The organism is Vineibacter terrae (genome assembly GCF_008039615.1).
In the GTDB taxonomy this organism is placed as follows: Bacteria; Pseudomonadota; Alphaproteobacteria; order Reyranellales; family Reyranellaceae; genus Vineibacter; species Vineibacter terrae.
Genome location: NZ_VDUZ01000028.1, coordinates 49860 through 71757, shown reverse-complemented (window position 1 = coordinate 71757; position 21898 = coordinate 49860). Strand labels below are relative to the sequence as shown.

The window sequence follows — 21898 nt, the reverse complement described above, 5'->3', positions numbered from 1 at the left end:
TAAGATGGCTCCATGAACGACACCTTGATCACCGCGGCGCCGCCTGTCGTCACCCTCGCCGATGTCGAGGCCGCCGCGACACAGCTGGCGGGTCAGGTCGCCCGCACACCGACCCTGCTGTCACGCACGCTCTCGAACGAGCTCGGCTGCGCTGTCTGGGTGAAGTTCGAGAACCTGCAATTCACTGCCTCGTTCAAGGAGCGCGGTGCGCTGGTGAAGCTCGGCAGCCTGACACGCGACGAACGCCGGCGCGGCGTCATCGCGATGTCGGCAGGCAACCATGCCCAGGGCGTCGCCTATCACGCCGGCCGGCTGGGGATCCCGGCCACCATCGTGATGCCGTCGTTCACGCCCTATACCAAGGTCAGGCATACGCAGGCGCATGGCGCGCGTGTCGTGCTGTTCGGCGACACCCTGGCCGAGGCCGCCGAGGAAGCACGCCGCATGGCGCAGGCTGCAGGCCTGGTGTTCGTGCACCCCTACGACGATCCCGCGATCATCGCCGGCCAGGGCACGGTGGCGCTGGAGATGCTGCACGATGCGCCCGACATCGACACGCTGGTGGTGCCGGTGGGCGGCGGCGGCCTGATCTCGGGTTGCGCGGTCGCGGCCAAGGCGCTGAAGCCGGACATCCGGGTGGTCGGCGTCGAGACCGCCGGCTACCCGGCGCTCTACCAGCAGCTGCACGGCCAGCCGGTGGTGGTGGGCGGCGACACGATCGCCGAAGGCATCGCCGTGCGCGACACCGGCGCGCTGCCGTTGGCGCTGTGCCGGCGTCTCGTCGACGAGGTGCACCTGGTCGACGAGGAGCATCTCGAGCGCGCCATCGTCATGTTCCTCGAGATCGAGAAGACCGTGGCCGAGGGCGCCGGCGCTGCCGGCCTGGCGGCGGTGCTGGCCAACCGCGAAGCCTTCGCCGGCCGCACCGTCGGGCTGGTGCTGTGCGGCGGCAACATCGACACGCGCCTGCTGGCCTCGATCCTGATGCGCGGCCTGGTGCGCGACGGGCGCATCGTGCGGCTGCGCATCAAGATCAACGACCGGCCCGGCCAGCTCGCGCGCGTCTCGCGCATCATTGCCGACATCGGCGCCAACGTGCTGGAAGTCTCGCACCAGCGCCTGTTCGGCGGCGTCGCCGCCAAGTCGGCGACGCTGGAGGTGATCGTCGAGACGCGCGACGCGGCCCAGGTGCGTGACATGATCGCGGCGCTCGACAGCACCGGCTACAAGGTCAAGCTGCTGGAAGGCACGACCGAGGATTGATATCGACTCGCTGCTTTCGTGCTGGGATCGATTCGTAACCGGCGCTCGCGAAACAACCGTCATGCAGCCGCTCGACTGACAACGATTTGAGCGTCGCCTTCAGGCTGACGGTGGTATTCTCGACGATCGAGGGCAATGCATCAGACCAAGCCGGATGGCCGGCAAGGCGCGTACCCTGCGCGCCGGCCATGGCGGCTTCGATTAAGAAGGCTGCATCGATCATCGAGAGTTGGGCGCGCGCTGGTCCCGCGTGGATGACGTGTCAGACCGGCAGCGAGGCCAGACGCGATGCGGACATTTCCGCCCTACCCGATCACGATCAACGGCTCCTATCTCGGCGAGGCCCTGCGCCCGCAAATCGAGGCGGCCCGCAACGCCCATCGCTTCGAGGAGATGCGGCGCCTGCTGGGCGAGATGGACAAGCGCGCATACCAGGAAGACAAGAGTCCGAATTCGCAATGGTACGAGAAGCGCGTCAGCGCCTTGCTGGCTTTTATCCGCCACACCGTCACAGGCAGGACGCTGCTGGACGGCCTGCCGCGCGAGCCGCATCTCTGGATCATCCCTGTCGACAGCCAGGCAGCGCACAACAAGAAGACATTCGCGTTCGCCGACACCAACCCGCGGTCGGGTGGGCTGAAGCAGGGCGTGCGCATCAAGTTCTCGCCCGAGACATGGGCCTATTCGGCCTATGGCCAGCTGCCGAACTCGCGACCCGACGAAGTGCTCTTCCACGAGCTGGTGCATGCCTACAGGTTCGCGAAGAAGGGATTGCCGGCGCCACGGCAGGCCATCCTGAGCGATGGCGGCACGGCGGCGCCCAACGGCACCAGCCCGGAGGAGTTCCTGGCGACACAGATGGCCAACATCTACATTTCGGAGAAGGGTGGTCACGTCTTCACCATCGACTACGACACCAGCCAGCTGGGCGACCAGGCCGCGGCCGAAGACACGCTCAGATCCTTCAAGCCCTACCTCGAGACGCTGGCCGCTTTCGCCAAGGATCCCGTGGCGCAGGCCGTGGCGAAGATCGGCACCAGCTACAACCCGTTGCGCGACCTCGGCCGCCTGACGAGGCCCTGATATCCGAACGGTGCGCTCACCACAGGCTGGGCTTGGCCACCATCAGCCAGAACACCACGATCAGCGCCGCGAATGCCGGCCAGCCCAGCACGAACCATCGGCGCATGATGCGGTGATACGCCGGCGGCAGCGGCGCGCCCTCTGCCGCCGCCACGGCAGCAAGGCTGCGGGCGTGCATCTGCAGGATCACGACCGGCACCCAGCAGGCCAGCGCCAGCAGGTAAAGGGCATAGGTCGCGACGAGCCATGACTCGCGAGGATCGAAGCCGGCCATGAGCGCCATGGTGAAGCCCGTCGCCGGCTGCACGATGCCGGCCGGCAGGGTGAACAGCCAATCGGCCAGCACCACGTTGCCCGCCACCGTGGCGATGGCGCGCGCATCGCCGCGCCGATGCGCCATCCACATGTGGAACGCCGTTCCCATGCCGGTGCCGAACAGCACCGTGCTGCTGAGGATGTGAATCCACTTCAGCGCCAGGTACGGATCGATCATCGCTCCCGCTCCAGGACGGCCCACACGGCGATCAATGCCAGGATCGGCAGGTTCTTGAGCAGCGGGCCGAACGGGTGGAGCCATAGATCGGACACCAGCACCGACAGGACGACCGTGTAGCCTGCCACCACGATGGCCTGGAGCGTGGCGAGCAGCGCCGGGCGCCAGCGCAGAAGGATCAGCACGCCGACCACGACGTCGAGCGCGCAGAATGCGTTGGCCAGCAGCGCGGCCGGGATATCGAGCCGAGTCAGCGTCGCCGACAAGTCACGCCAGGCTTCGGGCGGCGCGAACCACCCCAGGATACCCGACAGCAGCCACAGCAGCGCCAGCACCGTGCGCACGGCCGGCCGCATCAGCGCCAGGCGTGCGTGCCAGAGATCCTGCGTGCCGGCCGGCTGGCGCGCCAACGCGTCGTCCATGGCACGCGGCTGGAAGCCGATCTCAGCCGCGAAGTGGCCATCGGGCTGGCTGCCGGCGTTCCCGGCCAGCAGCTGCGCCAGCGACGCGCTGCCCATGGGCCCGCCGCCGACCATGTCGGCGATACGCGCCGTGATCTTCAGGACCGGCACAGGCACCATGACGAACCGGGCCGGCTTCAACCCCAGCCATCGGCGGATCCTGGCGACGATGTCGCGCATGGAAAGCCGATCGGGCCCGACGGGCTCGAGGACCTGGCCGGCGTGACGATCGGCATGCAGGACCAGGTGCACGGTCTCGACAAGATCATCGACATGCATGGGCCGGAAGGATGCCGAGCCGTCGCCCACCAGCGGCACCACCAGTGGCGCCGCCGCAAGGCTGCGCAGCGTGGTCATCCCGCCGTAGCTGGTCGGCCCATAGATCAGCGATGGCCGCAGCACCGTCCCGGCCAGCGGCGCCGACTGCAGGTGCTCATCGGCACGGCGCTTGGTCTCGGCGTAGGCCGTCGTGACGCCAGGCAGGGCGCTCACCGCCGAGATCTGGATCACCTTGCGCACGCCGGCCGCGACGCAGGCGTCGAACAGGGCGATCGGCGCGTCGGCGTGGACCCGGGACATCACCTGCCCGCGTCCGCCATGCAGCACGCCGGCGCAGTTGACGACGGCGTCGATGCCGGCCAGCCGCGGCAGCCAGGCTTCAGGCCTGACGTCGCGGTTGAAATCGCAGGCGACCGCCGTGGTGTGGGGAAACCGCCGGCGCAGCGCCTCGGGGTCGCGCACGGCGGCCACGACCTGATGCCCCCGTGCCTGCAGGCCCGCCAGGAGGTGGCTGCCGATGAAACCGTTGGCGCCGGTCAGAAGAATACGCATGGTCACTCTGCAGCCACGTCAGGGCTCCACTATTACCCGGCATTCCGGCGATAGGGAGGGTTTCTCGCCGCCGGCCTGCGGCGCTGCGTATCTGGCCTGCAGCCGGCCGGCCGGCTATAGAGCCGCCGCCACGTTCCGCCCTCGCAGGAAGCCGCCATGCCCGCGCCCGCCCAATACGTGCCCTCGCCCACGCCTGACCGCGCCAAGATCGGCCGGGCGCTGATCTCGGTGTCCGACAAGGCCGGGCTGGTCGAGCTCGGCCGCTTCCTGGCCGATCGCGGCGTGGAAATCCTGTCGACCGGCGGCTCGGCCAAGGCGCTGCGCGATGCCGGCATCCGGGTCGTCGAGGTGTCGGATCACACCGGGTTTCCCGAGATCATGGACGGCCGGGTGAAGACGCTGCAGCCGGCGATCCATGGCGGCATCCTCGCAAGGCGCACCGACAAGACGCATGCCGCCGCGATGACGGCGCACAAGATCGCGCCGATCGACCTGGTGGTCGTGAATCTCTATCCCTTCGAGGCCACGGTCGCGCGCGGCGCCGACGTCGCGACCTGTGTCGAGAACATCGATATCGGTGGCCCGGCGCTGATCCGCGCCGCCGCCAAGAACCATGATTTCGTGACCGTGGTGGTCGATCCCGCCGATTATGCGGCCGTGCGCCAGGAGATGGAGGCCAATGACGGCGCCACGACCCTGGCGCTGCGCCGCAAGCTGGCCGCTTCCGCCTTCGCGCGCACCGGCAGCTACGATGCGGCCATCGCGCAGTGGTTCGGCAAGCAGCTCGGCACACCCTTCCCGGCCCGGCTCGCCATCGGCGGCAGCCTGGTGCAGACGCTGCGCTACGGCGAGAACCCGCACCAGCAGGCCGCCTTCTACAGCGACGGCAGCCAGCGGCCGGGCGTCGCCACGGCCAAGGTCGTGCAAGGCAAGGAGCTCTCCTACAACAACCTTGCCGACACCGAGGCCGCCTACGAGGCCGTGGCCGAGTTCGACCAGCCGGCGGTGGTGATCGTCAAGCACGCCAATCCCTGTGGCGTGGCGATCGGTCCCGACCTCAAGACCGCCTGGCTGCGGGCGTTCGCCTGCGATCCGGTATCGCCCTTCGGCGGCATCGTGGCGATGAACCGGCCGCTCGATGCGCCGCTGGCCGAGGAGCTGGCCAAGATCTTCCTCGAGGTGATCATCGCGCCCGAGGCGACGGCGGAGGCGCAGGCCATCATCGGCAGGAAGAAGAACCTGCGCCTGCTGCTGGCCGGCGGCATGCCCGACCCGGCGCAGCCGCGCATGACATTCAAGAGCATCGCCGGCGGCATCCTGCTGCAGACGTCGGACAACGGCCACGTCTCGCGCGAGGCGCTGAAGGTCGTCACCAAGCGTGCGCCCACGGCCAAGGAGCTGGACGATCTGCTATTCGCCTTCCGGGTCTGCAAGCACGTGAAATCCAACGCCATCGTCTACGCCAAGGACGGCGCCACCGTCGGTATCGGTGCCGGCCAGATGAGCCGCGTCGATTCCAGCCGCATCGCCGCCTGGAAGGCCGAGGAAGCAGCCAAGGCCGCCGGCCTGCCGGAAAGCCTGGCGAAGGGCAGTGTCGTCGCCTCCGACGCGTTCTTCCCCTTCGCCGACGGGCTGCTGGCCGCGGCCGCCGCGGGCGCCACCGCCGTGATCCAGCCCGGCGGCTCGATGCGCGACGCCGAGGTGATCGCCGCCGCCGACGAGAAGGGCCTCGCGATGGTGCTCACGGGGATGCGGCATTTCCGGCACTGATCGCCGCGCGATCCGGGGCGGTTGCCTGGTACCTGGAACCGCTGGTCGCTGACACACCCGTCATCCCGAGCGCCCCTTCGACAGGCTCAGGAGAGGGATCTCCTGCAAGCGACGCACGGTGCGCCATTCGCAGGAGATCCCTCTCCTGAGCCTGTCGAAGGGGCGCTCGGGATGACAGTCGCGACTCACCTTCCACCGATAGCTCGTACGCCCGGATCTTCCGCGAGCAGCCAATGGTGAAAGCCCTCGCGCCGATCATGCGCTGCACGCCGTGCGGCGTGCTAGGCTTGGCCTCCATTCCTGGGTGGCTGCCATGATGGGCTCGCCGTTTCCGCGCCGTCGCTTCGTGCGCAACATCGCCGCGATCACCGCCGGGTTCGCCGGATATGCCGGCGTGCGCGCGATCGCCGCGCCGGAGGCGCCCCTGGTCGAACGGCGCCTCTTCTTCGACAACCCCGATTACGGGAGCGTCGCGATCAGCCCGGATGGGCAGCACCTTGCATGGCTGGCGCCGATCGGCAGCGTGCGCAATCTCTGGGTCGCGCCGCTCGACGATCTCGCCGCCGCGCGGCCGCTGACGCGCGTCACCGACCGCAGCCTCGGCGCGTTCCGCTGGGCCCATAGCAATCGCCACATCGTGTTCTTCCAGGAGCGCGACGGCGATGAGAACTGGCGCGCCTCCAGCATCGACATCGTGTCGGGCGATATCGTCGCGCTGACGCCGGAGCGCGGCGTGCGCGCGTTCGTGCAGGAGGCCGACCGCCGCTTTCCCGAGGAGATGCTGCTGGGCCACAACCAGCGCGATCGCAGCCGCTTCGACCTGTTCCGCGTCAACATCGTCACCGGCAAGAGCGAGCTGGTCTATGAGAACCGCGACCAGGTCAAGCTGGTCACCGACAGCCGGTTCCAGCTGCGGCTGGGGTTCCACTACGACGCCGACGGCAGCAGCATCTATGTCGAGCGCCAGGCCGACGGCAGCTGGGCGCCGTTCACGACGGTGCCGATCACCGATGTCGATTCGACCTGGCCTCTCGATTTCAGCGACGACGGGAAGACGCTGTTCATGCTGGATTCGCGCGGGCGCGACACGGCGGCGCTCGTCGCCGTCGACATGGCCACCCGCCAGTCGCGCGTGCTGGCGCAGGACGACGAGGCCGACATCGCGGCGGCGACGTTCGATCCCGCGACGCGCCGGCCCATCGCGGCCCTGTCGTTCAGGGCGCACGCCCATTGGCAGGCGATCGAGCCGATAGCGCGCGACGAGCTGGAGCAACTCGCTGCCTTCGGCCCCGGCGATATCAGCTTCACGAGCCGTAGCGCCGACAACGGCCGCGTCACCGTGTACTACGAGCGCGACAGCGCCAGCGGCGCGTATGTGCTGCTCGATCGTGCATCCAATCTGGTGCGGTCGCTGTTCATCCAGAGACCCAGGCTCGCGGATGTCACTCTCAGGCCCATGGAGCCGGTGGCCTTCCCCGCCCGCGACGGATTGATGCTGCACGGCTATCTGACCAGGCCGTCGGCCGGCGCGGTGGCGGCAGACGGTCGGCTGCCGCTGGTGCTGATGGTTCATGGCGGCCCCTACCTGCGGGACCGCTGGGGCTTCTCCGCCACGCATCAGTGGCTGGCCGATCGCGGCTATGCGGTGCTGAGCGTGAACTACCGGGGCTCGACCGGCTACGGCAAGGCTTTCGTCACCGCCGCCGACGGGGAATGGGGCGGCAAGATGCATGACGACCTGATCGACGCCGTCGGCTGGGCCGTCGCGCAGGGTATCGCCGACCGTCGGCGCGTCGGCTTCTACGGCGCAAGCTATGGCGGCTACGCCGCGTTGACGGCAGCCACGAAGACGCCGGATGCCTTCGCCTGCATCGTCGACGTGTTCGGCATTTCCAACCTGCTGACCTTCATGGCCACCGTCCCGCCCTACTGGGGGCCGTGGTTCAGCATCTGGAAGAAGCGGCTGGGAGATCCCGACACGGAAGCCGGCCGCGCCTTCCTGCGCGAACGCTCGCCGCTCACGCATATCGCACGCGCCAGGCGGCCGATCCTGATCGCGCAGGGCATGCGGGACGTGCGGGTCGTGGCCGCTGAATCGCAGCAGATGGTGGATGCGCTGAAGCAGCGCCGGGTGCCGGTCACGTACCTCACCTTTGCCGACGAAGGGCACGGCTTTGTCCGTCCCGAGAACCGGATGGCGTTCCATGCGGTGGTCGAGGCCTTCCTTGCCCGGTATCTGGGCGGCCGCTTCCAGCCGGTCATCGATGACTTCACCGGCTCCAGCCTGAGGATCGAGACCGGCGGCGACCTGATTCCCGGCCTGCCGCCGTGAACGGAGGGAGCCTCATCCTCGCATAAGAAGAACTATCGTTGAAAGCGCGGTCGCTCTTGCGCCTCGCGGCGGCATCAACGATATGCAGGAAACCGGTAGCACCTACCGGCAGCGGCTCCTCAGGTCCAATCAGAAATTCGGCGATGCGCATTTCCCTCAGCCGGCTGCCGCCGCTCAACGCGCTGCGCGCGTTCGTGGTGGCGGCGAAGCATATGAGCTTTTCCAGGGCTGCCGGCGAGTTGCACGTCACGCCAGCGGCGATCAGCCAGCAGATCAAGCAGCTCGAGGACCAGCTGGGTTGCGAGCTGTTCCGGCGCTCCAACCGCAACCTGGTGCTGACCGACGAGGGCCAGGCCTGCCTGCCCGGCCTCGCCGAAGCGTTCGAGCGCATCGTGCATGCATTGGAGCAGATCGACGCCGCCGGCCAGGCCGGGCCAATCACGGTCTCGGTCGCGCCCTCCTTCGCCGCCAAGTGGCTGGTGCCGCGGCTAGACAATTTCCGCACGGTTCATCCGGAAATCGACGTGCGCATCAGCGCTTCCATGCACCTGGTCGACTTCGACGTCGAGGATGTCGACTGCGCCATCCGCTACGGTGCCGGAGATTACGGCGACTTGTTCGCCGAGAGGATCCTGGAAGAGACCGTCTTTCCGGTCTGCAGCCCGGCCTTGGCGCAGAACGGCGGCGCGCTCAAGAAGCCGCGCGACCTGGCGCAGCTCACCCTGCTGCATGACGACAGCCCAGATCAGGACCCCAGCTGCCCCGACTGGCGCATGTGGCTGAAGGCTGCCGGCGTCACGGACGTGGAAGCGGCGCGCGGCCTGCGATTCAACCAGTCGAGCCTGGTGCTCGAGGCTGCGGTCGCCGGTCAGGGCGTGGCGCTGGCCAAGGGCACGCTGGCGGCCGAGGATCTCCGCACCGGCCGCTTGATCCGGCCGTTCAACGTCACGCAGACGCTCGATTTCGCCTATTACCTCGTGTGCCCGCGGCGCAAGACGTCGCTGGCCAAGGTCGTTGCCTTCCTGCGCTGGCTGCGCGCCCAGACCGGCAACGATGCGACGCTGGTCGACGCCTCGCTGACATCCTCATCGCTGTGAAGCACAGCCGACCGTAGCCCTGCTGTCCTTCCCAGCGCAATCGGTGCTGTCTCCTCGCCCCGCGGCAGCGGGGAGAGGAAGGGGCCCATGCCGAAGGCATGGGAAGGTGAGGGGTAGGAACGATCAAGCCATGCGGTAAGAACGGGGACTGATCGCTCGTACCCCTCACCCTCCCATCGCTTTGCGATGGCCTCCTCCCTCTCCCCGCTCCCGCGGGGCGAGGGGTCATCCCGAGCGCCGCGGTTCCGTCTCAGTTCGTGCGCGCGGGCGTTTGGTACAGCGCTGCGTCGGCATCGCGCAGCAGCGCCGTGATCCCGACATTGTCGCCGGCGCCATCGTCGATCGCGCCGACGGCGAGCAGGCCCAGGATCAGCAGCGACGTGCTGCCCAGCGCCGCGAGCCAGAAGCGCAACGGCAGCCAATCGACATGGATCATCTCCATCAGCAGCCTCCGGATCGGTACCAGCGCGTTCGCCGGCCGGCTTGCCGCAGGAACGTGACCGCACGTCATCACACGCACTCCAGCAGCTCGAGGCCCCGTCGATCAGGTCGACCGCCGACGGGTGCAACACTAGAAAGCGCGGCCCATCGGCAACAAACGATGAATTCTTGAAGGAAGCTTAAGCGGCGCTTGCGCGGACGGCGTTCGGATCCCTCACATTCACCCGTCATCCCGAGCGCAGCGAGGATCTCCTGCGGCAAGACGCACGGTGCGTCCTTCGCAGGAGATCCCGCGCTGCGCTCGGGATGACGGTCCCGACCGATCTTTGCCGTCGGCAGGATCTGGCACGCCCCGTAACTCATTGATATACAAATACAATCAAAGGGAATGACAAAACGCCGACCGTTTCCCATATATGACTCTGTCTGCTACACTGGTAGGCAGTTGAAACTGGTTGGTCCGTCTCGGACGATTGGTCATGAGCGACAAGCACGCGGCGCCCACGCCCTGTAACGCCAGCAAGGCTGCCATCGTGGCGGCGGCCGAGAAGTTCGCACGCGACGTCGAGCTGCAGCCGGGCGACCCACTCGAGCCACTGGTCGAACGCCTGGGCGGGCAGGTCTGCTACAAGCGTCTCGACGATGCCGACTTCGACAACGGCTCGATCGTGGTGGAGCGCCACGGCAAGTTCACCATCACCTTGCCGACCTACACCGGCGCCGCGCGCGACCGGTTCACAATCGCGCACGAGCTTGGCCACTACTTCCTGCATTTCCCTCTGTGCTCGTGCCCCATGGCGGCACGGCGCTACGGCAGCGACCGCGTCGAGTGGGAGGCGAACTGGTTCGCAGCCGGCTTGCTGATGCCGTCCGAGCAGTTCCGTGGCGCATTCGAGGCGTATGCCGGCGACGTCGGCAAGGTCGCGGCTCTCTTCCAGGTGTCGACGCAGGCGGCGGCCATTCGCGCAAAGAGCCTCGGACTGGCATAGGTGCCCGCCGCGCCGGAAATGGCCGATCGCTACGACTACCTGGCGCCGCGCCTGAGGTTGTTCGTCAGCCTCGATATCCAGGGATCGACGTCTTTCAAGTATGCGTCCGACAACGTCGAGACGTGGCTGCCGATCATCCACTGGTTCTACATCGAGACCCAATCTACCGTCGAGCGAAGCTGGCTCAAGATCGCCCAGCGGCTGCGCCACGACGTGCCGGCCGCCGAGCCGGGCCCGGAGCCCGTGTTCTGGAAGTCGGCGGGCGACGAGCTGCTGTTCGTCAAGGAGATCACGCATCCGCTGCAATGCCTGAGCGCCGTCCTGGCCTTCAAGGACGTGCTGGTGCAGCAGAACGACGCCATCCTGCGCCGCAGCGAGGGGCGGTTGAAGCTCAAGGCCACCGCTTGGCTTGGCGGCTTTCCCAACCTCAACAAGGAGATCCCGCTGGTTGGCTCGTACGCGGACGCGTACGGCGACGATGCGATCGTGCAGGACGCGATCGTGCAGAACACCATGGTGCAGATCGCGCGCCTGGACCAGGGCACGCTGCCGCATCAGCGCGATTTCGTCGGTCCCTCGATCGATCTCGGATTCCGGCTCGCCGAGCTTGCCACGCCGCGCCGCTTCGTCGTCTCGGTCGAGCTCGCCTACGTGCTGGCCGACATGATGGTGCGCAACGACCTGATCGACCGCGTGAACCTGCAGGTCGACGAAGGCCAGGTGCTGAAGGGGATCCTGAACGACAAGGAGTATCCGGTGATCTGGGTCGATGCGCTCTCGCACCGCTCGCCGCGCTCGAGCCTCGAACGGCTGATGAGCCGCACGTCGTGCAATGCCGAGGCGCTGCGCGACATGTGCGGCCATTTCATCGCCGAAGCGCCCATCCTGGTGATGCCGTACATCGTTGTCGCCGACCGCTGCGTCTACGGCACCGTCCCGCCCGAGCACAGCGAGAAGCTGGCCACCATCCGCCGGCGCATCAGCCAGGAGATGGGCAAGGAGGAGCAGTTCGTCCACGACCAGGCCGCTGCGGCGGGCTCGGGTTCGCTGGACCTCGAGCTGTCCAAGAACCTGGAGGAGCAGGCCGCCAAGGTCCGCGGCCGGCAGCTGGGCGACGACAGGGCGCCCGACGACAAGGAAGCGTGATGGCGGCGCGGGCCGCGGATGCCTATGTTCCCCGGGCATGCCGGATGACATCCAGACGCCCCGCCTGTCCGAAGCCTCCACGGCTGCATCAGGCGTGCGGCCAGCCCATCACACGCGGCGCGGATTTCGCAATCCGCCGGGCAGCGCGCGCGATCACGGCACGCTGGGCCATCTCTGGGTGATCCTGCGCTATTTGTGGCTGACACGGCATGTGCCGCGACAACCCGAGGTGCCCGACGGCTTCGTGCTGCCGCGTGAGGCCGTGCGCGACGAGCTGCGCCGCCATCGCGGCATCGACAGCGTCACCTGGCTGGGGCACGCCTGCTTCCTGATCCGCCTCGGCGGCCGCACGATCCTCACCGATCCGTTCCTCGGCGACTATGCCGCGCCGATCGAGGGTTTCGGGCCGCGCCGCTTCACGCCGCCGGCCTTGCGGCTGCGCGACCTGCCGCCGCCCGACGTGGTGCTGATCTCGCACAACCACTACGACCACTTCGACGTCGCGACCCTCTCGCACCCGCGTTTCCCGCGCGGCGGGCGCATGATCGTGCCGCTGGGGCTGGGGCCGCGGCTGCTCGAGCTGGGCTATGCCGACGTCACGGAGGTCGACTGGCATCACGCGCTGACCGTGGGCGGCAGCAGCAATGCGCCGCTGCGGGTGGTGGCGACGCCGGCGGTGCATTTCTCCGGCCGCGGCCTGTTCGATCGCAACCGCACGCTGTGGTGCGGCTTCGTGCTGGACGGCGGCGGCAAGCGCCTGTTCTTCGGCGGCGACAGCGCCTTCGGGCCGGTGTTCGGCGAGATCGGCCAGCGCCACGGCCCGTTCGACCTGGCGATCCTGGGCATCGGCGCCTACGAGCCGCGCGCCATCTTCAGGGTTAGTCACGCCACGCCCGAGGAAGCTGTCGAGATGGGACGCCTGCTGGGCGCGCGCCAGCTTGTCGGCATGCACTACGGCGCGATCGTGCTGTCGGGCGAGCCGGCCTTCGAGCCGCCGCAACGCCTGCGCGCTGCCGCCCGCGCCGCCGGCTACGCCGACGAGGATGTCTGGACCCTGCGGCTGGGTGAGACGCGGGCGCTGTAATCAGCGCGGACCTCCCGGCCCGCCACCATCAACCCAATTCCTTGCGCACGATGGCCGCGCCGGCCGCGAGCGCGCGAAGCTTGGCGTACGCCGTGTCGCGCGCCATCGGCGCCATGCCGCAATTGGTGCAGGGCTGGATGCGCTCGGCATCGACATGCTTCATCGCCGCGCGGATGGTCGCGGCGACCTGGTCGGGCGTCTCGACAGAGTCACTCGCGACATCAATGGCGCCGACCAGCACGGTCTTGGTCTTCAGCAGCGCCATCAGCTCGAGCGGCACCTTGGCATTGGCGCATTCCAGCGACACCTGGTCGATGCGGCTGCGGTCCAGATGCGGGAAGGTGCGCTCATACTGGCGCCATTGATCGCCCAGCGTCGTCTTCCATTTGATGTTGGCCTCGATGCCATAGCCGTAGCAGATATGAACCGCCGTGCGGCAGCGCAGCCCGGCGGCAGCGCGGTGCAGCGCCTCGATGCCCCATTCCGGCACCTCGTCCATGTAGACGTTGAAGGCCGGCTCGTCGAACTGCACGACGTCGACGCCGATCTGCTCCAGCTCGCGCGCCTCCTCGTTGAGCAGGGCGGCGAACGCGAAGGCCATCTCCACCTTGTCGGCATAGTGCTCGTTGGCCAGCGTGTCGACGATGGTCATCGGCCCCGGCAGGGTGAACTTCAGCTTGCGCGTCGCTGCCGCCCGCGCCGCACGCGCTTCCTCGGCGTGCACCGGGCGGCGGCGCTTCAACGGCCCGACCACTGTCGGGCAGTCGGCCTCGTAGCGGTTGTTGCGGATGCCGATGCGCTTCTTGCGCGCGAAGTCGACGCCGTCGACCTCGGCCAGGAAGCCGTGCACGAAGTGCTGCCGCGCCTGCTCGCCGTCGCTGACGATGTCGATGCCGCAGCGCTCCTGCGCCGCCACCGACAGCATCGTGGCGTCGAGCTTGGCCTCGTGCAGCGGCGCGCCGGCGAGCGTCCACGGCGCCCACAGCACGCCGGGCTGGGCCAGCCAGGACGGCTTGGGCAGGCTGCCGGCCAATGTCGTCTCGAGCATTTTGCCACCTCCCTTTTGGCGGCGAGCCTAGCATAGCCGCGACATGGCTGCGGCCTTTGCTGCAACGGGATTCCTCGCTACCCTCGCCGGGACGCTGAAGGACACGCCATGACCGAATCCTATTCCCGCATCGCCGTACGCAAGATCGCAGGCGCGCTGGGCGCCGAGATCGACGGCGTCGACCTGGGCAAGCCACTCGACAACCAGACCTTCGCCGAGATCCACCACGCCTTCCTCGACAACCTGGTGATCTGCTTTCGCGGCCAGCGGCTGACGCCCGACCAGCACAAGGCGTTCGGCCGGCGTTTCGGCAGCCTCAACGTGCATCCCTACGCGCCGGCGCTGGAAGGTCATCCCGAGGTGATGACCATCTTCAAGGAGAAGGCGGACAAGGCCAATTTCGGCGGCGGCTGGCACTCCGACATGACCTTCCTGGAGACGCCCGTCCTGGGCTCCATGCTCTATGCCCGCGACGTGCCGCCTCATGGCGGCGATACCATGTTCCTCAACATGTACCTCGCCTACGACGCGCTGTCGGACGGCATGAAGCGGATGCTCAGCGGCCTGCGCGCCGTGCACAGCGCCAACAAGCAATATGGCGTCGACGGCAGCGAGGCCGCGAAGCTCAACGACCAGCGCACCATGAAGCCACGGACCTCGGCGGAGGCGCGCAAGGAGGTGACGCATCCGGTGGTGCGCACCCATCCCGAGACCGGCCGCAAATGCCTGTTCGTCAACCGTGCCTTCGTCGAACGCTTCGATGGCTGGACCAGGCAGGAGAGCCAGCCACTGCTGCGCTGGCTCTACGAGCATTACACACGGCCCGAGTTCACTTGCCGCCTGCGCTGGGAAACCGACACTCTCACGTTCTGGGACAATCGCTGCACGCAGCATTACGCCCTCAACGACTACCACGGCTTCCGCCGCGAGATGCACCGGGTCACGATCGACGGCGACCGCGTGTTCTGATGCCCGGCGGGCCGGGAACCCGGCCCGCGCAAGGCGCGTTCCCCCTGCATCGAATGCGGATGCAGAAGGAAACCTCGACATGGGACGCGCGGCGATTCTGTGGCTCCTGGGCGTACCGATCCCGGTCCTGTTGTTGATGTGGGCGCTGGGCTGGCTGCACTGACCTGACGTGCGCGGCCTCAGCCGACAACCCCGGCCGCGGCGCGTGCGAAGCGCCCCGGCGCCATGCCGAAGCGGCGCTTCAGGTTGCGTGTCAGGTGGCTTTGATCGACGAAGCCGGCGGCAAGCGCGGCCTCGGCTGCCGGCACGCCGGCGGCAAGATCCTGCCGGGCGCGCGCCAGGCGACAGGTCAACAAGTAAGTGTAAGGCGGCACGCCGTAGGCGCGCCGGAATGCGCGGCACACGGCGAACCGGCTCATGCCGGCGAGCGCCGCCAGTTCATCCAGCGACCAATGCTCCTGCGGCGCATCGGCGAGCGCGTCACGCACACGCGCCAGCCGATACGATACTGACGGCACGGCCTGCCCGCGCGCGCGGTTGCCGGCCAGCGACTGCCACAACCGCACCAGCGCCTCGTCCTGGCGCAGGCGCTCGCCCGGCTCGCCGAGCGCATCCCACAGGACCGCGAATGCGCGGCCTAGATGAGGATCACGCGTCAGCGGATCGGGCGCAAACGGCAGATGCGGCCCGAGATCCGCTTCGCGCAGCAGCTCCAGGCCATAGGACGGATCGAGATAGACCATGCGGTAGGCGAAGCCGTCATCGGCGCCGCACTCGCCATCATGCGCTTCCCCGGGGTGCAGCACGATCATGCCGCCGCATGTGCTGTCGTGCTGCCGGCCGCGGTAGCGGAAGCGCTGGACGCCGCTGTCGGTGCACGCAACAGCCAGCGTCTCGTGCGCGTGCCGATCGAACGCATGGCCGCGGAAGAATGCGTTCAGCGTCTCGATCCCGCGCCGCGGCTGATCGTAGCGTACCCAGTCCCGGTCGTGCGTGTACGTGCCCATGGTCCCGGCTCCACCGCGCAACATCGTACAAGAGCGCGCCGCCGGCCGCAGCTAGAGCTTGCCGATCCTCGGGAGCCTCAAGGTCACGCCATGCGCTTCGACACCAAGATCGCCGTTGCCGTCCACCAGGACCTCGCCGTCTGGCAGAAGCTCAACGTGGCCGCGTTCCTGACCAGCGCCATCGCGGGCGCCGACCAGACGCTGATCGGCGCGCCCTATTGCGACGCGTCCGGCAACCTCTATCTCGCCATGTCACGCCAGCCGATCCTGGTCTTCGCGGGCACGGGCGAGGCGTTGAAGGCCACGCACCGGCGGGCGCTCGACCGCAACGAGCGCATCGCCATCTACACCCGCGAGCTGTTCGCCACCGGCCACGACGAGGCCAACCGCGCCGCGGTCGCGGCGGTGGCGGCCGAATCGCTCGACCTCGTGGGCCTGGCTTTGCACGCCGATCGCAAGACCGTCGACAAGGTCATGAAAGGATTGGTTTTGCACCCCTAGTGTCGGCCGCTCGCGGGCATCCCGGCGGGCGCTCACGAACAGATCACGCGCCTTCACAAGGCCGATCGCGCCGCGGCGCCCCGTCGCACGGCGCTGGAAACGCCTCGAGCCGGACCGCACGTAGTGCGTGCACGTGCGGTCAATTGACCCTGCCCGCAGTCCGGGATGCGCTGTCAGCCTGTTCTCACTGGCCCGCAGCATCATGCGCCGACGTCGCCCCGGATGATCGCGGCCCGATGGACGACGGAGGGCGACATGCGCGACCGACTTCCAACCCGCGGCCTGGCGATCGGCGCGCTCATCGCCGTGCTGGCCGGCGGCATCAGCCTATTCGATCCCGTCACCTCCGCAGCGCCCATGGCACGAGCGGCAGGCTGGCTCGATGCCCCGGCGACACCGGCAGCGTCACCGGTATCTCCCGTCGTCGGCCCGGATTTTTCAGCCATCGTCGAGCGCTACGGACCGGCGGTTGTGAACGTGGCGGTCGAGGGCAACGGCAGCACGCCGGGCCCCGGCGAAGCGCCGCAGACTGGCCAGCCGCCGGTCACCCAGCCGCACGCCTTCGGCGCGCCCAGCCGCCCGGACAACCAACCGACATTCGGACTTGGCTCCGGCTTCATCATCAACCCTGACGGCGTGATCCTGACCAGCGCCCATGTCGTCGCCGACTCCACCACGGTGACGGTGCGCCTGTCCGATCAGCGTGAGTTCACCGCCAAGGTGATCGGCCTTGATCGTCCCAGCGACGTGGCGCTGTTGAAGATCGACGCCCAGAACCTGCCGACCGTGGTCATCGGCGATCCTACCCGCCTGCGCGTCGGCGCCTGGGTGCTGGCGATCGGCTCGCCCCACGGCTTCGACAGCACGGCCACTGCCGGCATCGTGTCGGCGACCACCCGGTCGCTGCCGCATCAGGCTTACGTGCCGTTCATCCAGACCGACGTGCCGGTCAATCCCGGCAACTCCGGCGGCCCGCTGTTCAACGCCAACGGGGAGGTGATCGGCGTCAACTCGCAGATCTACACCGACACGGGCGGCTTCCAGGGCTTGTCATTCGCGGTGCCGATCGATGTCGCGATGAAGGTCGCCAAGAGGCTGGAGAGTGATGGCGTGATCCGGCGCGGCTGGCTGGGCGCCGGCGTGCAGGATGTCTCCCAGGCGCTGGCTGACGCCTTCGGCCTGCCCACACCGCGTGGCGCGCTGGTGAACAACGTCGACAAGAACGGCCCGGCCGCCGAGGCCGGCCTGCAGCCGGGCGACGTGGTGCTGGCGATCGACGGTGTGGCGATCAACCGCTCCTTCGATCTGCCGCCCAAGGTCGCCGACCTGGCGCCCGGCGCGCGCAGCACGCTCGACGTATGGCGGCGCGGCGAGACCAGGCAGCTCGCCGTCGTGGTCGGCGCGCTCAAGGTCGAAGCCGCGGCGGCACCGGCCGCGCCGGCGCGGGGCCAGGGCCGGCTGGGGCTATCTGTGCGTGCCCTGTCGCCCAAGGAGGCCGATGCGCTCGACGAAGGCGGCGGCTTGCTGGTGCAGTCCGTTTCGGGCCCGGCGGCCCGCGCCGGCATGCAGCCCGGCGATGTCGTGCTGGCGATCAACGGCGAGCCGGTGACGACGGTCGAGAAGCTGCGCACGCTGGCGGACAAGAGCGGCCATCATGCCGCGCTGCTGATCCGGCGCGAGGGTGCCAAGCTGTTCCTGCCGCTGACCCTGGGCTGAGATCCGTCATCCAGAGCGCAGTGCGCCATGCACGACAAGCCTGCTCATGCGATAGTCGTCTCGAACGACGAGGTCGGTGATGCGACTGCTTGTTGTCGAGGACGATCGCATGATCGGCGAGAGCGTGCGCACGGCGCTGCGCCAGGAGGGCTATGCCGTCGACTGGGTGCGTGACGGTGTCGACGCCGAGGCGGCGCTGCAGGCCGAACCCTACGACCTGATCCTGCTCGACCTGGGCCTGCCCGGCAAAGGCGGCCTCGATGTCCTGCGCACGGCGCGCGCCCACGGCAGCGAGATGCCGGTGCTGGTGGTGACGGCGCGCGATGCCGTCGGCGATCGCGTGACGGGCCTCGACGCCGGCGCCGACGACTATCTCGTGAAGCCGTTCGACCTCGACGAGCTGCTGGCGCGGGTACGGGCGCTGCTGCGCCGCCCTTCCGGCCAGCGCGAGGCGGTGCTGCGCCATGGTGCGCTGGCGCTCGATCCGGCACGGCACGAGACGACGCTGGACGGCGCGCCGGTGCGGCTCACCACGCGCGAGTTCGCGCTGCTGCGCACGCTGCTGCAGCGCCCTGGCATGCCATTCTCCCGCTCGCGCCTGGAGGAGGCAATCTACGGCTGGGGCGAGGAGGTCGAAAGCAACGCCATCGAGGTGCATGTCCATGCCCTGCGCCGCAAGCTCGGCGCCGGCTGGATCCGCACCGTCCGCGGCGTCGGCTACATGATGCCGCGACAGCCATGAGGTCGATCCGCCGCAACCTCCTGCTGGTGCTGATGGCAGCGGCCACGGCCATCGTCGGCCTGAGCGCCGTGGTCACCTACCGCATCGCGCGCCAGGAGGTCGACACGCTCTTCGACTACCAGCTGCGCCAGGTGGCCTTGTCCGTGGGCGAGCGAAACATGGACATGGCGCTGGTGCCCGGGCTCGTCACGCCCGATCCGGCGCTCGACCTGGTGGTGCAGATCTGGCGCCGCGACGGCGTGACGATCTACTTCTCGCACCCGCATCGCGTGCTGCCCAACTGGGCGCGCATGGGCTACGCCGACGTCGAGACCAGCGACGGCACATGGCGGGTCTTCGCGCTGCAGCTCCAGGGCCGCACGGTGCAGGTGGCGCAGCCGATGAGCGTGCGGCGACGCCAGGCGCTGTCGGCGGCATCGCACATCCTGGTGCCCTCGCTGCTGCTGCTGCCGGCGCTGGCCATCGGCATCTGGATCGCGGTCGGACGCGGGCTGCAGCCGCTCGAGCAGCTCACGGCTGCATTGACCCGCCGCAGGCCGGGCGAGCTCGGGCTGCTGGCGCTGTCCTCGCCGCCGGCGGAGATCGCGCCGGTGGTCGATGCGCTCAACGACCTGCTGGCGCGCCTCGAGAAGGCGCTGTCGCTCCAGCGCGCTTTCGTCGCCGACGCTGCGCACGAGCTGCGCACGCCGCTGGCGGCGCTGCGGCTCCAGGCCCAGCTGGTGGAGCGGGCGACGGACGATGCGGCGCGCGCCAAGGCGGTCGGTGAGCTCAAGCGCGGGCTCGACCGCATGACGCATGTGGTCGGTCAGCTCCTGACGCTGGCCCGCCAGGAGCCGGGCGCGGCCGGACCGCCGCCGGCCGCCGCCGACCTCGCGGCCCTGGCGCGCGAGGCCATTGCCGGCCAGGTCGACGTCGCGATCGCCAAGGGGATCGACCTCGGCGCTGCGGCGCTGGACGACAATGCCAGGACCGTTGGCGATCCCGCCGCCTTGGGTGTGCTCATCAGCAACCTGCTGGACAACGCCATTCGCTACACCCCGCCGGGCGGCACGGTGGACGTGACGGTGGGCATCGCCGACGGGCGCCCTTACCTCGAGGTCGCCGACTCCGGGCCCGGCATTGCGGCCCAGGACCGGCCACATGTGTTCGACCGGTTCTATCGCGGCAAGGATACGCACGAGCCGGGCAGCGGCCTGGGCCTTGCCATCGTCAAGGTCATCGCCGAGCGCCACCGCGCCGACATCGTGCTGGGCGATTCACGCGCGGGCGGCCTGAGCGCCCGCGTCGTCTTCGCCGCCGGCACCTCGGAAATCGACATGCAGCCGCTGCCCCTAAGCAAACCTTAAGCTTGGCCGACTACATCGGCTCCACTGCAACAGTCCGGTGCCTTCCAGCGCCGCGACGACACGGAGCCCGATATGTCCAAGAAGAACATCCTGACCCGCGGTCTCGCCGCCGTCGCCCTGGTGAGCGTGCTGGGCGGCGCCATCGTCGAATTCGCGCCCAAGACCCTGACCTCGACCGCCGCGCTCGCAGCCGGCCTGGGCGACGAGCCGGCGCGTGCCGCCACCGCCGCGCCGGCCATGGGCGGCCCGGATTTCTCACCGATCGTCGAACGCTTCGGGCCTGCGGTGGTCAATATCCGGGTCGAAGGCACCGCCAGGGCGGCGTCGGACGACACGCCGATGTTCCCCGGCATGCCGCCGGATTTCGCGCGCCGCTTCGGGCTGGAGCGCCCGGACCGCCCGGTCAGGGGCCTCGGATCCGGCTTCATCGTGGCATCCGACGGCCTGATCCTCACCAACGCGCATGTCGTGAAAAACGCCAGGACGGTCACGGTGAAGCTCTCCGACCAGCGTGAGTTCGCCGCCAAGGTGATCGGCCTCGACCAGGCGACCGACGTCGCGGTCCTCAAGATCAACGCCAAGGACCTGCCCACCGTCACCATCGGCGATGCCGACAAGGTCCATGTCGGCGAATGGGTGCTGGCGATCGGCTCGCCCTACGGCTTCGAGAACACCGTGACGGCGGGCATCGTGTCGGCGACCTCGCGGGCCCTGCCGAACCAGTCCTATGTGCCGTTCATCCAGACCGACGTGCCGGTCAACCCCGGCAACTCCGGCGGACCGCTGTTCAACACCCGCGGCGAGGTGGTCGGCATCAATTCGCAGATCTACAGCGACACCGGCGGCTACCAGGGCCTGTCGTTCGCGATCCCGATCAGCGTCGCGATGAAGGTCCAGAAGCAGATCGTGGCCCATGGCACCGTGCATCGCGGCTGGCTCGGCGCCACCGTGCAGGATGTGACCCAGGCGCTGGCCGACGCCTTCGGCCTCGCCAAGCCCGGCGGTGTGCTGGTCAGCAGCGTCGAGCAGGACAGCCCCGCCGCCAAGGCCGGCCTGCAGTCGGGCGACGTGATCCTGAAGCTGAACGGCAGCGAGGTGCCGCGCTCCGGCGACCTGCCGCCGCGCATCGCCGACCTGGCGCCCGGCACGCGCGCCCATCTCGACATCTGGCGCCGCGGCGAGGCCAAGCAGCTGGCGGTGACGATCGGCGAGCGCCATGCCGACCAGCAGGCGCAGGCCGACTCCAGCACCCCCGCCACCCAGGGGCGCCTCGGTCTTGCCGTGCGGCCGCTGTCGCCGCAGGAAGCCCGCTCGATCGACGAGAAGGGCGGCCTGCTGGTCGAGGGCGTCACCGGACCGGCAGCGCGCGCCGGCGTCCAGCCGGGCGACGTGGTGCTCTCGTTCAACGGTCAGCCGGTGACCTCAATCGACGCGCTGCGCGGGCTCGCCGCCAAGGCGCAGGACCACGCTGCCCTGCTGATCCGACGCGAGAACGCCAAGATCTTCGTGCCGCTCGACCTCGGCTGACGGCCAGGTGGCACGCCCCACGGCCGTCCCGCGCCCGGACGGCCTTTTCTCC

The 21898-nt window shown here is 68.8% G+C and carries 20 protein-coding genes; 14 read left to right on the top strand and 6 right to left on the bottom strand.

What is annotated here, in order from left to right:
* The first annotated feature begins 12 nt into the window (after positions 1-12).
* Positions 13-1263: a threonine ammonia-lyase gene (locus tag FHP25_RS22955; protein WP_147849301.1), complete on the top strand. Its 1251-nt coding sequence runs from the start codon at positions 13-15 to the stop codon at positions 1261-1263.
* Here FHP25_RS22955 and FHP25_RS22950 read toward each other — a convergent pair.
* Positions 1232-1486, bottom strand: a complete 255-nt coding sequence (locus FHP25_RS22950) for a hypothetical protein (protein WP_147849300.1) — start codon at positions 1484-1486, stop codon at positions 1232-1234. The genes FHP25_RS22955 and FHP25_RS22950 overlap by 32 nt on opposite strands.
* Positions 1487-1551: 65 nt before the next feature.
* Here FHP25_RS22950 and FHP25_RS22945 point away from each other — a divergent pair, with 65 nt between their 5' ends.
* Complete coding sequence (locus FHP25_RS22945) at positions 1552-2346, top strand: M91 family zinc metallopeptidase (protein ID WP_147849299.1); 795 nt, start codon at positions 1552-1554, stop codon at positions 2344-2346.
* A gap of 16 nt (positions 2347-2362) precedes the next feature.
* On the opposite strand, the gene FHP25_RS22940 is transcribed toward FHP25_RS22945, so the two are convergent.
* The gene (locus FHP25_RS22940; RefSeq protein ID WP_218578530.1) at positions 2363-2839 is read right to left on the bottom strand and encodes a DUF2269 family protein; all 477 of its coding nucleotides are present in this window, start codon (positions 2837-2839) and stop codon (positions 2363-2365) included.
* Positions 2836-4131 carry an SDR family oxidoreductase gene (locus tag FHP25_RS22935; protein ID WP_147849298.1) on the bottom strand — a complete coding sequence of 432 codons (1296 nt, stop codon included), beginning with the start codon at positions 4129-4131 and terminating at the stop codon, positions 2836-2838. Before FHP25_RS22935 ends, FHP25_RS22940 begins: the two co-directional genes overlap by 4 nt.
* A gap of 156 nt (positions 4132-4287) precedes the next feature.
* Between FHP25_RS22935 and purH the strand changes: the two genes are divergently transcribed.
* The 3 genes from purH (at position 4288) to FHP25_RS22920 (ending at position 9330) form a co-directional block, all read left to right on the top strand.
* Positions 4288-5901 carry a bifunctional phosphoribosylaminoimidazolecarboxamide formyltransferase/IMP cyclohydrolase gene (purH, locus tag FHP25_RS22930; RefSeq protein WP_147849297.1) on the top strand — a complete coding sequence of 538 codons (1614 nt, stop codon included), beginning with the start codon at positions 4288-4290 and terminating at the stop codon, positions 5899-5901.
* Positions 5902-6214: 313 nt separating this feature from the next.
* Complete coding sequence (locus FHP25_RS22925) at positions 6215-8233, top strand: S9 family peptidase (protein ID WP_147849296.1); 2019 nt, start codon at positions 6215-6217, stop codon at positions 8231-8233.
* A 143-nt stretch (positions 8234-8376) separates the two neighbouring features.
* Positions 8377-9330 carry a transcriptional regulator GcvA gene (locus FHP25_RS22920; protein ID WP_147849295.1) on the top strand — a complete coding sequence of 318 codons (954 nt, stop codon included), beginning with the start codon at positions 8377-8379 and terminating at the stop codon, positions 9328-9330.
* Positions 9331-9580: 250 nt separating this feature from the next.
* On the opposite strand, the gene FHP25_RS22915 is transcribed toward FHP25_RS22920, so the two are convergent.
* Entirely contained in the window at positions 9581-9772 is a 192-nt protein-coding gene (locus FHP25_RS22915) for a hypothetical protein (protein WP_147849294.1), read from the bottom strand.
* Positions 9773-10250: 478 nt separating this feature from the next.
* On the opposite strand from FHP25_RS22915, the gene FHP25_RS22910 reads away from it, so the two are divergent.
* Genes FHP25_RS22910 through FHP25_RS22900 form a run of 3 tightly spaced genes read left to right on the top strand, consistent with a single transcriptional unit; the run spans position 10251 to position 12990 of the window.
* Positions 10251-10760, top strand: a complete 510-nt coding sequence (locus tag FHP25_RS22910; protein WP_147849293.1) for an ImmA/IrrE family metallo-endopeptidase — start codon at positions 10251-10253, stop codon at positions 10758-10760.
* On the top strand, positions 10761-11906 hold the full coding sequence (locus tag FHP25_RS22905; RefSeq protein ID WP_178133711.1) for a hypothetical protein: 1146 nt from the start codon (positions 10761-10763) through the stop codon (positions 11904-11906). It abuts the gene before it with no gap.
* A gap of 37 nt (positions 11907-11943) precedes the next feature.
* Entirely contained in the window at positions 11944-12990 is a 1047-nt protein-coding gene (locus FHP25_RS22900) for an MBL fold metallo-hydrolase (protein WP_147849291.1), read from the top strand.
* Positions 12991-13018: 28 nt separating this feature from the next.
* Here the strand turns inward: FHP25_RS22900 and FHP25_RS22895 are convergent, their stop codons facing one another.
* Positions 13019-14038 carry a methionine synthase gene (locus FHP25_RS22895; protein WP_147849290.1) on the bottom strand — a complete coding sequence of 340 codons (1020 nt, stop codon included), beginning with the start codon at positions 14036-14038 and terminating at the stop codon, positions 13019-13021.
* Between the two features lie 108 nt (positions 14039-14146).
* Between FHP25_RS22895 and FHP25_RS22890 the strand changes: the two genes are divergently transcribed.
* Positions 14147-15007 (top strand): TauD/TfdA dioxygenase family protein, encoded by an 861-nt coding sequence (locus FHP25_RS22890; protein ID WP_147849289.1) that lies wholly within the window; start codon positions 14147-14149, stop codon positions 15005-15007.
* A gap of 179 nt (positions 15008-15186) precedes the next feature.
* Here FHP25_RS22890 and FHP25_RS22885 read toward each other — a convergent pair whose 3' ends face one another.
* The gene (locus tag FHP25_RS22885; protein ID WP_178133710.1) at positions 15187-16014 is read right to left on the bottom strand and encodes an AraC family transcriptional regulator; all 828 of its coding nucleotides are present in this window, start codon (positions 16012-16014) and stop codon (positions 15187-15189) included.
* Positions 16015-16104: 90 nt separating this feature from the next.
* On the opposite strand from FHP25_RS22885, the gene FHP25_RS22880 reads away from it, so the two are divergent.
* From FHP25_RS22880 to FHP25_RS22860, 5 genes are all read left to right on the top strand, one after another.
* Complete coding sequence (locus FHP25_RS22880; protein WP_147849287.1) at positions 16105-16515, top strand: DUF2000 family protein; 411 nt, start codon at positions 16105-16107, stop codon at positions 16513-16515.
* A gap of 255 nt (positions 16516-16770) precedes the next feature.
* On the top strand, positions 16771-18231 hold the full coding sequence (locus FHP25_RS22875) for a Do family serine endopeptidase (RefSeq protein ID WP_147849286.1): 1461 nt from the start codon (positions 16771-16773) through the stop codon (positions 18229-18231).
* Positions 18232-18310: 79 nt separating this feature from the next.
* Positions 18311-18973, top strand: a complete 663-nt coding sequence (locus FHP25_RS22870) for a response regulator (protein ID WP_147849285.1) — start codon at positions 18311-18313, stop codon at positions 18971-18973.
* Positions 18970-20319 carry an ATP-binding protein gene (locus FHP25_RS22865; protein ID WP_147849284.1) on the top strand — a complete coding sequence of 450 codons (1350 nt, stop codon included), beginning with the start codon at positions 18970-18972 and terminating at the stop codon, positions 20317-20319. Before FHP25_RS22870 ends, FHP25_RS22865 begins: the two co-directional genes overlap by 4 nt.
* 72 nt (positions 20320-20391) lie before the next feature.
* Positions 20392-21846 (top strand): DegQ family serine endoprotease, encoded by a 1455-nt coding sequence (locus FHP25_RS22860; RefSeq protein ID WP_147849283.1) that lies wholly within the window; start codon positions 20392-20394, stop codon positions 21844-21846.
* Positions 21847-21898 lie beyond the last annotated feature (52 nt).